This window comes from Glutamicibacter sp. B1, assembly GCF_039602135.1.
GTDB classification, from domain to species: domain Bacteria; phylum Actinomycetota; class Actinomycetes; order Actinomycetales; family Micrococcaceae; genus Glutamicibacter; species Glutamicibacter ectropisis.
In genome coordinates this window covers 866,214-878,580 of sequence record NZ_CP125942.1, presented here as the reverse complement: position 1 = coordinate 878,580, position 12,367 = coordinate 866,214, and the positions used below count along the sequence as shown (strand labels likewise).

Here is a 12,367-nt window from a genome sequence, read left to right as displayed (position 1 = left end):
CTCATGATGGTTATTTCTTCCGCAACCGAATCTTCGCCCGTGCAACGACTAGCTCTGGGTGTCTCGCATGTACTCTCGCCCATTATCGTGGCGACCCTGTTGCTAGTACTCTCGCCGCTACGTGATGCTTCCATTAGCTGGGCAGAGTCCATGGTGGCAGCACTCTTCACCACCATCATCCCCTGGATATTACTTGCGGTGGCTAAGTTAAGGGGCAAGGTCAGTGACCTCCACGTAACGGTGCGCCACCAGCGCCACCGTATCTACGCGATGACCGCTGCACTGATCATCGGTGGCTTATTTGTTCTGTGGCTGATGGACGCCAGTGCGGGGATTTTCCGCGAAGTTTATTGCATACTCTTGGGACTGTTGGTGGTTGGCATCATCAACTTCTGGTGGAAAGTCTCGGTGCACATGGCCGTTGGTACCTACGTTATTTTGCAGGTTGCCGGGCAGAACACGACGCTAATGCCATGGGTGGTGTTTTTTATTGCGGTGCTTTCCTGGTCCCGTATTCGTAGCTTCCAGCACACCGCCACACAGGTGTGTGGCGGTGTCATGGTTGGCATAGCTATCCACTACGCGCATGAGGCCATGGCGCTGGTACTGAATTAGTTGTCCGGTTCGCTCAACTTAGCGGTATCCACGAGACCGGCATACTGCCACCCAGGGTTGGTTGTGGGACGGCCAACCAGGCATCCAGCTTCTTCGGCAATCAGTGCGCCGGCTGCCCAGTCATACTCTTGCGTTCCGTATTCGGCATAGGCATCCAAGGCACCTTCAGCGACCAGGCACAGATCCAACGCAGCAGAGCCGATACGCCGAACATTAACGTAGTCCTCAAGCATGCCCTCTAACACGCGGGCTTGAAACTGGCGACGCTGGGCATCGTAGCCAAATCCGGTGCCAAGAATTTTGGCTTCTGATGGCGTGGGGCCGGTCAGCTGAGTCATCTTTCCGGTACGCAAATCATGTTTCCACGCGCCCAAGGCCTTGCCCGCAAAATATTCCACCTGTAGGGCCGGGGCAACGATCGCGGCAGCTACCCAGGTTTCGGTGCCGTCTTCTTCGAGTTGGCAAGCACCTACCGAAGAACAGTAGTAGGCAATGTTGCGTACGAAGTTCGTTGTACCGTCCAGTGGGTCGATGCTCCAACGCACCCCGCTCGGGTGAGCTGGTTTCGCGCTAGGAAATTCTTCCCCGGTCAATTCATCGCTGGGACGCGAGGTCAAGATGGTAGCTCGGATGGCTTCTTCCGAAGCACGATCAAAATCGGTGACCCAGTCGCCGGCGGCGGACTTATCACTGAGGTTAAACTGCGATTCGTCGCGTCGAGCAAGAATTTCGGCCCCAGCAGCGGCGGCGCGTCGTGCCACCATCACCAATGGGTCGTGACTGATTGCCTTGTCCATGTATTAGCCTTCCGTAGGTGCGGCGAGGGCAACCTCGCGTGCGGCGTCTGGTCCTTGGTCTAAGAGCACCCCGAAGCCAGCTTCATCAAGTACTGGCACTCCCAGTGATTGTGCTTTGTCCAGTTTTGATCCGGCAGATTCGCCGGCGACAAGGAAGTCTGTTTTCTTCGAAACGCTTCCGGTGGCTTTTCCGCCGCGCACGATAATGGCTTCCTTGGCGGTATCTCGTGAGTAATTCTCCAACGTTCCGGTGACAACGATGGCAAGGTTTTCGAGATTTTTCGTGATGTTCTCGTCTTGCTCATCTTTCATCTTCACACCAGCGGCCTGCCAGGCGGAGACAATCTCACGATGCCAATCAACCTTGAACCAGTCCACCAAAGCTTCAGCGATGATCGATCCGACGGAATCAATTTCGCTCAGCTCTGCCACGGCGCTACCGGAATCAAGAACCTCCAGCAGCGCATCCATGGAGCCATAACGGGTGGCGATTGCACGCGAAGCGTTGGGGCCAACATGGCGGATGGACAGGGCCACCAGTACACGCCACAGTGGGTTGTCCTTCGCCTTTTCTAGCTCGTCGAGCAGTTTGAGGGTGCTACGGGTTGGCGCAGAAGGCTTTTTAGCGGTGGCCTTGGAGTAGAAGTAAGGGACCAGTTCGAACTTTCCGGTACCTTCACCCTTGACGCGTTTTTCGCGCCAAACTTTAACCTCTCCGAGCTCTTCGAGCTTGTCCTTGAGGTTGAAGAGCTGGGACTCATTATGCAGTGGACCCGGGCCTGCCGGAAGGATCACTCCCCCTTGGGTGGCGGGGTCTTCGCCGGGGCCGCTGGTCAACGCGGCCGCAGCTTCATAGCCCAAGGCTTCAATATCCAGTGCGCTACGGCCGCCTAGGTACGCGACGCGTTCGGTCAGCTGGGCTGGGCAGGATTCGGCATTCAGGCAGCGAATATCTACGTCGCCTTCCTTGGCCGGCGCCAGTGGTTGGCCACAGGAGGGACATTCGGTAGGCATGACAAAATCACGCAGCTCGGTGTTGCCTTCACGCAGGGGCAGGACCGGGCCAACGATCTCTGGGATCACGTCCCCTGCCTTACGCAGGATAATGGTGTCGCCAATTTTGACGTTCTTCGCCTTGACCACTTCTTGGTTGTGCAAGGTTGCTCGCGCAACGGTTGAGCCAGCAACCAGTACCGGTTCCATCACTCCGAAAGGAGTCACGCGTCCGGTGCGGCCCACCTGAACCTGAATGTCCAACAGCTTGGTGTGAACTTCTTCGGGTGGGTACTTGTAGGCCACGGCCCAGCGCGGGACACGGGAGGTATAACCTAGTTGTTCTTGGGTCGCCAGATCGTTGACCTTGATGACGATGCCGTCGATATCGTGGATCAGATCGTGGCGCTTTTCGCCGTGTTCGGCAATGTAATCTTTGGCTTCTGCGATCGTGTCAACGACTCGACCGTAGGGAGAAACAGGTAGACCCCAGTCGCGCATCAGCTCATAGGCTTCTGACTGCTCGGTCATTTCGAAGTCACGGCTACGACCTAAGCCGTGGACAAACATCCGCAAGGGGCGCTTAGCCGTTTGTTCGGGATCCTTTTGGCGAAGGCTTCCAGCGGCGGCATTGCGCGGGTTGGCTAACGGTGCCTTACCTTGAGCAATGAGCGTCTCGTTATAAGCGTTGAAGTCATCGGTGGCGATGAACACTTCACCACGAACCTCAAATTCTGCAGGCCAACCCGACCCGGAGAGCTCTTGCGGAATATCGCTAATGGTCAGGGCATTGTGGGTGACATCTTCACCGGTGGTGCCATCGCCTCGGGTGGCCGCGCGCACCAATTTGCCCTCACGGTAGGTCAGGTTCAGTGCAAGGCCATCAATTTTGACTTCGCACAACCATTTGACCGGGGTTTGTGGGTGTAAGCGTTGAGCATTAACTTGTGCTCTTTCAAGCCACGCGTTCAGCTCGTCGAGTGAAAAAACGTCTTCCAGCGAGTACATGCGGCTCGCATGAGTGACCGAGGCGAAGGCTGCCGAAACTTCGCCACCGACCTCTTGGGTGGGCGAATCCTGTCCGGCCAAAATGGGATATTGTGCCTCGAGGCGCTGCAGCTCATGGAACAGCGCATCATATTCCACGTCGGAAATCAGCGGTGCGTCTTCTTGGTAGTACGCGTCGCGGTGACTGCGGATCTGTTCGACCAGCTGATCATAGCGGGCCTTGTCTGCTTCCGGCGGAGCATTAGTGGTCTCAACTGGGGTTACGGCATTTTCACTCACGTATCCAATTGTGCCCCATCCAACCGACAGAATCGCAGACTTGAAAGCTTAGTTCTCTGCTGCCTCTGGCAACGGGCTTTCAGCGGCCAATACGTCAATCACGATCACCGCAATATTGTCTCGTCCACCGGCTTCCAAAGCAGCACCGGTCAAGACCCGAACGGCTTCGGTACGGTCTTTGAAGTTCACCAAAATGGTTTGCAGGATGTCCTCGGTGAGCTCACCGGATAGTCCATCACTGCAAAGCAGGTAGCGGTCACCAACACGTGGTTGTAACACGGTGAGATCGGGGTGGCTTGCTGCCCCAGCTCCCAAGGCTCGGGTGATCAGGTTGCGATGCGGGTGGTTGCGGGCCTCGGCTTCGGTGATTTGTCCGGCATCCACCATCTCTTGGACCGCTGAGTGGTCCCGAGTCAGCTGTTGTAGGGCGCCATCACGCAGGCGATAGCCGCGCGAGTCCCCCACGTTCACGAGTAATAAGTTAGGTATTTCTTCGTTGAGCACCGGCAGGGGTGCGGTACTTGGGGTAGTTGACTCACGGTGCTCAGCCAACATTTCCGGAGTGACCTTCGAGATCACGTCGGTGTTGACCTTCACGGCAAAACTGGAGGTCCACGGTGGTACCGCGGTGATCGGGGCAGTGACGTTGTCCCGGCCCTGATCGGGAGCCTTGATCTGCAAAAGCGCACACAGTGTCGTTCCGCCACGAGCTTCTAGGGCTTCACGGATCCGGTCATCGGCTAATTGAACCTGACGTTGGACTTCAGCCGCGGTGGGTAGCTTGCGCACCGAGGTTTTATTGGCGAAAGTGCAGATTTCTTGCATGGTTTCAACTGCCAGCTGGCTGGCAACTTCCCCGGCTTCATGCCCGCCCATGCCATCGGCGACCGCATAGACGATGTCATGCATCAAGATACGGTCTTGGTTTTCGGTACGCTTCAGGCCCACGTCCGTCATTCCGGCTGCGGCGAGGGTGAATGGTACAGGTGTGGGTTCGTCAGTCATTAGTCAATCACCAGTCCTGCTCCCTCGCCGGGCGAGAGTTCATAAGGTTGGATGTCGCCGAAGCCGCGCACTGCCGTGATCTCTTGGGCCGTGAGGACAAAGCGCGCATCGTTGCGCAAAGTATTTGCGGTCAACGCATCGGTGAGCACCGCTCCGGGTTCCGCCAGCGAAGTCAGCCGAGCTGCCATGTTGACCGTCGGCCCGTAGATGTCTCCGAGTCGGGACAATACCCGGCCCCAGACCACTGCACCACGGGTTTGTGGGAACAGTTCATCCTTGGCCAATTCGCGTGAGAGCGATAGCGCAATCTGTGCCCCGGCCTGTGGGGTTTCTGCCACGTAGAGCACCTCATCACCAATGGTTTTCACCAGTCGTCCGCCACCCACGGAAATGATTTCGGCGCATTTGGCTTCGAAGCGTTGCACCAGCTGGGCCAGGGTGCGTTCGTTCATGCGGCGTGAGAGTGAGGTGTAGGAGACCAAATCTGCGAAGCCCACCGCGCGAGCCAGGGGCAAGGGGGTACCGCCGTCGGCTTCGGGACTGTCCTGTTTATAGGCAGCGACACCGGTCTCAACACGAAGTGCCATACGGTGCACGGCCGAATTCAGCTGGCGGCGCCAAGAATAGATCAGGAGGTCTTCAATGGCCGGAATGATCTCTGGCAGCATGCCAAAGAGTTGGCGGCGGGCTTGGCGATCGGACATGTTCTGGTTGGCGATCATGTCTTCGACCAACGCTTCGATTTGCCAGACCACCATGCGGTCGGTCATTTGCCCGACCGAGCGCATCAAGGAGATCGCGGTTTCTTCGGTGAGCTTGCCTTCACGCACCATGCCCACCATGGTGCCCAGGGCGGCTTTGTCCGCTTTGGTGAAGAACACCTCGTCGTCGCTGAGCTCTGGGAAGCCGATGGCACGCCAGAGTTTGCGGGCAGAGTGCAGGGAGATCCCTGCCTCGGCAGCGACTTCACGGCGACGGAATTCACGCTGCCCACCGATCAGTCGGTGCTCCAGCTCGGCGACATTGTCGCGCACCGCATCAGGGGTGCGGGCGGGAATCTGCAGGGGGCCTTCCATGGCTTGGGCAAGCTCGAGGATGGGATCGGCTTCGTCAAGGCTTTCGAGTGCTGGATGCTCGCGGGCATCACGGGCGGCCTGCGCGGCGGACTGTGGGGAGTCGGCCCGGGATGAATTGCCGTGCTCGGTGCTCATGAGCCCATCTCCTCACTGCTGTTCGTTTCGGTGTGCGCCACACTGTGGTTGCTGCGCAAGTTCGTCATTGCTTCCATGGCCAGCGATCGGAAATACGGGACGGATGGAACGTGCGCAATTCTCACAAATCCTTGGTTCATGACGATGTCCAAGGTTCCGGCACGCGTGAGCACATTGTTTTGCTTAGCGTAGGCGACGAGGTCACGAACCGTAAATAATCCTACAGATTGCAGTTGCCCTTGACTGTAGGTCGACCGAAACATGATCCGTTCGTTGGTCAGCACGATCAAAGAGCGCATCCAACGCACCCAAGGAACAATGCTCCAGATTATTACCAGGACCGCCCAGAGCACCAGCGTCACGATCATCCATACATCTGCGTTATTGGCCAACCAGTCGGAGAGATCATCGCGGGAGAGGTAACCAATGCTGAAGGTGCACAGCGCGGTGAGGATGAGGAAGGCACCGATCGGCTGTCGCAGTACTCGGGAGTGCTCACGAGATTTGATAATCACTCGTTCCCGTTCATGTAGCGGCAGCTTCATCGTTTAGGTCCTCGCCCCTCCCATCTGGATACAGATCTTCGCTCTGCATATTCAATAATAGTCCCGGCGCTAGGCACGATGCCGGTTAGGCATACTTTCCGTCGGCGCGCCGCACGTGGTGCACATCCCCAGCCAGCACTTGTCTGCGTTGGCCCATTGGGTCCTGCAAAACTAAGGCGCCGTCATCGGCCAGATCCACGGCGGTTGCTTCTAGGGTTGATCCGTCGGGGAATTCCACCCGGACTTCTTGGCCCAAGGTCGCTAGTTTCTCGCTGACCATGTCACGCAGCGATTGACCATCAAATCCCGGCAGAGGCATTTGTACTGCACCGGAGACCTGGCGGAATGAGCGGTCGAGGTTCACCAATTCTTTGAGGTACTCGGCGAGTAATTCGGTGCGATCGATGGTGCGGGAGCTGGCTACCCGTAGTGAGGTGGCGGTGGCAACGGGAAGCTCGTCACGGCTTTGGTCGACGTTCATTCCGGTGCCGACCACGACGCCGAAGCCTGAGCCGACCGGTACCATTTGGGCCAAGATGCCGCAGATCTTGAACTCGCCGGCCAACAAATCATTGGGCCACTTAATACGTACTGGGACTTGGGCTACGCGTTCTGCTGCTCGGCTCCAGGCCAGGGCAGCCAACATGGTGTACCAAGACAGGGCTTCAACACTCAGACTGTCGTCGGGAACCATCAGTACGCTGACGGTGATCGATGAGCCAAGGGGTGTCACCCAAGCTCTGCCGAGTCGGCCCTTTCCGGCCTGTTGATGCTCCGTATAGAACACGCTCAGGTGCCCGGCGCTGCCTTGGGTGGCTAGTTCGGCTAGCTCCGTGTTAGTTGACCCGGAGCTGTCTCGAAACTCCACCGTCCCGAGTGGCAGGTGCTCGGTGAGCTGAGCAAAACGGGTGCGGTCAATGGCGGCGCGGGCGGTGCCATGAGAAGTGTCCATATCTAGAACCCTATGACACCGCCGCACTGTTCTACCGCCGCGAACTAGTCTTTACAGGAAAATGTCTTCAACTAGAGGCACCTCTGGATTCAGTGTGTACTTCTCCAAATCCGTCTCGCCTGCCAATGTCAGCACCTGTGCATCGGTAAAGAAGTTGCCGCTGAGGTTTTTGGGATCACTGCTGAGGATCGCCATCGCGGCGTCGGCAACGATCTGGGCATCGCGGGCTCCCTGGATCATTTTCTGCCCACCGGGCAGGTTACGGATCGCGGCAGTATCAATCAGGGTTTCTGGCCACAGCGAGTTCACGCCGACGCCTTCATCCTTGAGTTCTTCTGCTAGCCCAAGGGTGGTCATCGACATGCCGTACTTGGCCATGGTGTACGCCAAGTGCTCCCCTGCCCAGCGTGGGTCGAGGTTCAGCGGTGGTGAGAGGGTAAGAATATGCGCATGCTGCGAGGCACGTAGATGTGGCAGGGCAGTTTTAGAGAGCAGGAATGTTCCGCGTACGTTGATGTCTTGCATCAAGTCATAGCGTTTCATATCTACTTGCTCGGTTTTGGCGAGGTTAATGGCCGAGGCGTTGTTCACCACGATGTCGATGCCGCCAAAGGTGGCCACCGCCTCAGCGACGGCGCGCTGTACATCTTCGTCGATGCGTACGTCCCCGACGACCGCTAGGCCACGGCCACCTGCCTGGTTAATTTCTTCCACGGCGGTGTGAATGGTGCCTTCGAGGCTGGGGTGTGGGTCGGCGGTTTTGGAAAGTAGGACGATATTGGCTCCAAGGGCTCCTGCGGCCTTGGCGATGGCCAATCCGATGCCGCGGCTGCCGCCGCTCATCAAGATGGTGCGATTCTTGAGGCTCGCCGAGACTGGGGCGAGTTCGGTGCGGGGTTCACTAGTCATGTGATCTAGGTTACGCGAAGTTTTTCAACTAAGCTACTGTTCAGTAACTTATTCTGGCGAGCGACGCACTGGATGTCTGCCCAATTTGTAAGTTTCCTACAACCAGAAGTCCTGTTTCCCCAGCTAGACTGACCTAGATGGCATTTTTCTTGTGCCATTCCTACACATTCAAGACAACTCGAGGGAGTCGAAGGCATGACGCAGGGCAGAACCGAGGCAGACGAAGCAATCGACCTGTCCACCACCGCCGGAAAGCTTGCTGAATTCCGCCGTCGCCAGAAGCTCTCCGAAGCACCCAGTGGCCAGGCAGCAATCGAAAAGCAGCACTCCCGCGGAAAGCATACCGCCCGTGAGCGCATCGAGATGCTCATGGACGAGGACTCCTTTGTAGAATTTGATGCCTTAGCTGTTCACCGTTCCACCGCTTTCGGCATGGAAAAGAAGAAGCCGATGGGTGACGGCCTTGTCTCCGGCTACGGCACCGTTGATGGTCGCCTCGTCGCCGTCTACTCCCAGGACTTCACCGTCTATGGTGGTTCCCTCTCGCAGGTTAACGGCGAAAAGATCGTCAAGGTTCAAGAATTTGCACTGCGCAATGGTTGCCCAGTGGTTGGCATCTTGGACGGCGGTGGCGCCCGCATCCAGGAAGGCGTCGCTTCTTTGGCCATGTTCGCCGATATCTTCCGCAACAACGTTCACGCCTCAGGTGTTGTTCCGCAGATCTCCCTGATCATGGGCCCTTCTGCTGGTGGCGCCGCCTACTCCCCTGCGCTGACCGACTACGTCATCATGGTCGATAAGACCAGTCACATGTTCATCACCGGACCAGACGTCATCAAGACCGTCACGGGCGAAGAAATTGACATGGAAGCCCTCGGTGGAGCGCGTCAGCATAACGCGAACACCGGTACCGCCACCTACTTGGCCAGCGACGAAGAAGACGCAGTGGAGTTCTGCAAGGAACTGCTGGACTTCCTGCCATCCTCCAATCTTTCGGACCCTTTGATCGCCGAGTTCGATGAAGAGTTGGAAATCACCGAGGAAGATCTGGCATTGGATACCCTGATTCCAGACTCCGCTAACCAGCCTTATGACATGCGCAAGGTCATCGAGTCCGTGGTTGATGACGCACACTTCTTTGAAATGCAGTCGCTGTACGCACCGAATGTCATGATCGGCTACGCCCGCGTTGAGGGCCGGACCGTAGGTATCGTTGCTAACCAGCCAATGCAGTTTGCTGGCACCTTGGATATCGCTGCCTCCGAAAAGGCAGCCCGCTTTGTGCGCAACTGCGACGCCTTTAATATTCCTATCCTCACCTTTGTGGATGTCCCCGGCTTCCTGCCCGGCAAGGACCAGGAATTCCAGGGCATCATCCGTCGTGGCGCCAAGCTGCTCTACGCTTACGCCGAGGCCACCGTGCCCAAGCTGACCGTGATCACCCGAAAGGCTTACGGTGGAGCGTACATCGTGATGGGGTCCAAGAAGCTTGGTGCTGATTTGAACTTGGCTTGGCCTACTGCGCAGATCGGCGTAATGGGTGCGCAAGGTGCAGTGAACATCCTTTACCGTCGCGACCTAGCTGCCGTGGAAGCTGAAGGTGGAGACGTCGAGGCCCGTCGCAAGCAGATCATCGACGACTACGAGGCTGAATTGCTCAACCCATACCAGGCAGCCGAGCTTGGTTACGTGGACGCGGTGGTCGCCCCGAGCGATACCCGCGTGCAGCTGGTCCGTGGATTGCGTGCACTGCGTGAAAAGCATGCCGTACTGCCTCCAAAGAAGCACGGCAACATCCCGCTATAAGCATCCACTGCACCCCGTCTCATCGAGCACTCATCAAGGAGCAAAGCTAATGGAACAAGAGATCCAGACGCCTATCGCACCACAGATCCGCGTGACTAAGGGCAATCCCAGCGCCGAGGAACTGGCAGCAGTCACCGCTCTGCTCTGCGCCATGAGCAACTCCCCTGCCCAGCAGCCCGAAGAGAATGCCCCGGCCAAGAAGCGCGTGGCTCGCCTGCGCAAGCGTCGTGCCCTGACCCCACGTCTCGGCTGGACCATCGGGCGCCGCTAAGGCACCTTGTTGAAATAACCACCACGAAGTGACGGCTTGCTCTCCCCTCCGCGGGGACAACAAGCCGTCACTTTTTGCTTATTAAACTATGCGCTCCCGCACCAGCTCGCTGACCCTGGGCGAGCTCGGAATGAAAAGTAGCATTCAGGAAAGCCCAACACTTCACGTGCCGGAGTCCGACGACCGCTTGCCCAGGCCGCCAAGCCGGGGAGAATTTCAGATTTAGCGCAGGCTAGATATTCAGGTTTGACGTTCTCCCGTAAACTCTTCAACAAATCTTTCATATCAACTACTCTTAGCTACATGACATCCTCCGCACCGCACCGCGAACCTTCAGCGATCGACAAAATCGCCGAAGAGTTTTACAACAAAAGCCTTGAGCTCACCCCGGAATGGGGCGTCGAGCTGGGCCTACCCGGCTACGAATCCGCCTATGGCGATTACTCCCCCACTGGCACCACGGGACAAATCAGCCTCTTACGTCACACCCTCAGCGCGCTGGCTAACACCAACACCGTTGACGCCATCGACGAAGTGACACTCGATGCGATGACCGAACGCCTGAGTTTGGAATTGGAAATTCTCTTCACCGGGCGCACTGAATTAAATAACATTGCCAGCCCAGCTCAAGAAATCCGCTCCATCATCGACTTGATGCCACAAGAAAGTGCCGATGATTTCGCTTTCATTGCGCAGCGTCTCGAAAATCTGCCCGCTGCCATCGATGGATATATAGCATCTTTGCGTGATTCAGCAGCTAACTCGATGTTCCCTGCCAAACGCCAGGTTCGAATTGTTGCGGGCCAGTGCACGGACTACGCCAAAGACGGCGGCTTCTTCGACCAACTGGCCACTTCAGGCAGCGCCGTTGATTCCACTTTGAGCCAACGCCTAGAACGTGGCGCCGAAGACTCGAAGCTTGCTTACCGTCGCCTAGCTGGCTACTTGGAAACTGAGCTACTGCCCCAAGCGCCAGAACAGGATGCCGTGGGTCGTGAATACTATTCGTTGATGTCCCGCCGCTTCTTGGGCGCAAGCATCGATCTAGAAGAAACTTACGCGTGGGGAGTTGAACAGCTCGACGCGATCATCGCTGAACAGCAACGGGTCGCGCAACTAATCAAGCCGGGATCAACCATTGAGGAGGCAAAACGCGTCCTCAATGCAGATCCCGCTCGAAAGCTCAACGGCACCGAGGCTTTACGCGAGTGGATGCAGGGTAAAGCCGATCAGGCCATCGCTGACTTGTCAGGCAAGCACTTTGATATCCCTGCACCCATGGACCGTATTGAGTGCATGATTGCTCCCACTCAGGATGGCGGGGTGTACTACACCGGACCATCTGAAGACTTCAGCCGTCCCGGTCGCATGTGGTGGTCAGTACCGCCGGGTGAGGATCAGTTCACCACTTGGGCCGAGTTAACCACCGTGTATCACGAGGGTGTTCCCGGACATCACCTGCAGATTGGAACGGCACACCTTCAGGCGTCAACCCTCAATAGCTGGCGCCGGCTGATGTGCTGGGTCTCGGGTCAGGGTGAAGGCTGGGCACTGTATTCAGAAAGACTCATGCACCAGCTCGGATACCTCGATGACCCCGGCGACTATATGGGCATGCTTGATGCGCAACGTCTACGCGCCGCTCGTGTTGTCTTCGACATCGGCGTGCATCTTGGACTGCCGGTACCACCTCAGTGGGGTAAGGGCACGTGGGATGCCGAGAAGGGTTATGAATTCCTGGAACGGAATCTGGACCTCTCGAAGGGACAGTTGGACTTCGAATACAACCGTTACCTTGGCTGGCCAGGTCAGGCACCTTCGTACAAGATTGGCCAGCGGCTGTGGGAACAAATCCGAGATGAATACGCAGCTGCTGAAGGCGAAGCGTTCTCATTGAAAGACTTCCATACCAAGGCTTTGCAGCTGGGTTCCGTTGGCCTCGATACTCTCAAGCGCGCACTGCTTAAATAGGTAAA

At 57.2% G+C, this 12,367-nt stretch carries 11 protein-coding genes; 4 read left to right on the top strand and 7 right to left on the bottom strand.

All coding sequences use genetic code 11. The features are described 5' to 3' along the window. Positions 1-3 precede the first annotated feature (3 nt). Positions 4-615, top strand: coding sequence for a hypothetical protein (locus tag QMQ05_RS04030; protein WP_345473213.1), 612 nt, complete (start codon positions 4-6; stop codon positions 613-615). On the opposite strand, the gene QMQ05_RS04025 is transcribed toward QMQ05_RS04030, so the two are convergent. The 7 genes from QMQ05_RS04025 to QMQ05_RS03995 form a co-directional block, all read right to left on the bottom strand. Continuing rightward, positions 612-1,412 (bottom strand): inositol monophosphatase family protein, encoded by an 801-nt coding sequence (locus QMQ05_RS04025; protein WP_334122454.1) that lies wholly within the window; start codon positions 1,410-1,412, stop codon positions 612-614. The genes QMQ05_RS04030 and QMQ05_RS04025 overlap by 4 nt on opposite strands. Positions 1,413-1,415: 3 nt before the next feature. Then, positions 1,416-3,722, bottom strand: coding sequence for an NAD-dependent DNA ligase LigA (gene ligA, locus QMQ05_RS04020; protein ID WP_434063190.1), 2,307 nt, complete (start codon positions 3,720-3,722; stop codon positions 1,416-1,418). An 18-nt stretch (positions 3,723-3,740) separates the two neighbouring features. Then, positions 3,741-4,697: a PP2C family protein-serine/threonine phosphatase gene (locus tag QMQ05_RS04015; protein ID WP_345473208.1), complete on the bottom strand. Its 957-nt coding sequence runs from the start codon at positions 4,695-4,697 to the stop codon at positions 3,741-3,743. Then, a complete protein-coding gene (locus QMQ05_RS04010; RefSeq protein ID WP_345473206.1) occupies positions 4,697-5,908 on the bottom strand; it encodes an adenylate/guanylate cyclase domain-containing protein in 1,212 nt (403 codons plus the stop codon). Before QMQ05_RS04010 ends, QMQ05_RS04015 begins: the two co-directional genes overlap by 1 nt. Next, positions 5,905-6,453: a hypothetical protein gene (locus QMQ05_RS04005; RefSeq protein WP_345473204.1), complete on the bottom strand. Its 549-nt coding sequence runs from the start codon at positions 6,451-6,453 to the stop codon at positions 5,905-5,907. The genes QMQ05_RS04010 and QMQ05_RS04005 overlap by 4 nt, the downstream gene beginning before the upstream one ends. An 85-nt stretch (positions 6,454-6,538) precedes the next feature. After that, positions 6,539-7,405, bottom strand: coding sequence for a biotin--[acetyl-CoA-carboxylase] ligase (locus QMQ05_RS04000; RefSeq protein WP_345473202.1), 867 nt, complete (start codon positions 7,403-7,405; stop codon positions 6,539-6,541). Positions 7,406-7,456: 51 nt separating this feature from the next. After that, positions 7,457-8,314, bottom strand: a complete 858-nt coding sequence (locus QMQ05_RS03995) for an SDR family oxidoreductase (protein ID WP_345473200.1) — start codon at positions 8,312-8,314, stop codon at positions 7,457-7,459. Positions 8,315-8,509: 195 nt separating this feature from the next. On the opposite strand from QMQ05_RS03995, the gene QMQ05_RS03990 reads away from it, so the two are divergent. The 3 genes from QMQ05_RS03990 (at position 8,510) to QMQ05_RS03980 (ending at position 12,362) form a co-directional block, all read left to right on the top strand. Beyond that, complete coding sequence (locus tag QMQ05_RS03990; protein ID WP_345473198.1) at positions 8,510-10,120, top strand: acyl-CoA carboxylase subunit beta; 1,611 nt, start codon at positions 8,510-8,512, stop codon at positions 10,118-10,120. A 49-nt stretch (positions 10,121-10,169) separates the two neighbouring features. Then, positions 10,170-10,391 carry an acyl-CoA carboxylase subunit epsilon gene (locus QMQ05_RS03985; protein ID WP_345473196.1) on the top strand — a complete coding sequence of 74 codons (222 nt, stop codon included), beginning with the start codon at positions 10,170-10,172 and terminating at the stop codon, positions 10,389-10,391. Between the two features lie 303 nt (positions 10,392-10,694). After that, positions 10,695-12,362, top strand: a complete 1,668-nt coding sequence (locus QMQ05_RS03980) for a DUF885 domain-containing protein (RefSeq protein WP_345473194.1) — start codon at positions 10,695-10,697, stop codon at positions 12,360-12,362. Positions 12,363-12,367 lie beyond the last annotated feature (5 nt).

Bases quoted from the DNA above. Each gene is read 5' to 3' on its own strand.
- QMQ05_RS03980 (WP_345473194.1), top strand. From the start codon at position 10,695: ATGACATCCTCCGCACCGCACCGCGAACCTTCAGCGATCGACAAAATC.
- QMQ05_RS04015 (WP_345473208.1), bottom strand. From the start codon at position 4,697: ATGACTGACGAACCCACACCTGTACCATTCACCCTCGCCGCAGCCGGA.
- QMQ05_RS04000 (WP_345473202.1), bottom strand. From the start codon at position 7,405: ATGGACACTTCTCATGGCACCGCCCGCGCCGCCATTGACCGCACCCGT.
- QMQ05_RS03995 (WP_345473200.1), bottom strand. From the start codon at position 8,314: ATGACTAGTGAACCCCGCACCGAACTCGCCCCAGTCTCGGCGAGCCTC.
- QMQ05_RS03985 (WP_345473196.1), top strand. From the start codon at position 10,170: ATGGAACAAGAGATCCAGACGCCTATCGCACCACAGATCCGCGTGACT.
- QMQ05_RS04030 (WP_345473213.1), top strand. From the start codon at position 4: ATGATGGTTATTTCTTCCGCAACCGAATCTTCGCCCGTGCAACGACTA.
- QMQ05_RS04005 (WP_345473204.1), bottom strand. From the start codon at position 6,453: ATGAAGCTGCCGCTACATGAACGGGAACGAGTGATTATCAAATCTCGT.
- QMQ05_RS04025 (WP_334122454.1), bottom strand. From the start codon at position 1,412: ATGGACAAGGCAATCAGTCACGACCCATTGGTGATGGTGGCACGACGC.
- QMQ05_RS04010 (WP_345473206.1), bottom strand. From the start codon at position 5,908: ATGAGCACCGAGCACGGCAATTCATCCCGGGCCGACTCCCCACAGTCC.
- QMQ05_RS03990 (WP_345473198.1), top strand. From the start codon at position 8,510: ATGACGCAGGGCAGAACCGAGGCAGACGAAGCAATCGACCTGTCCACC.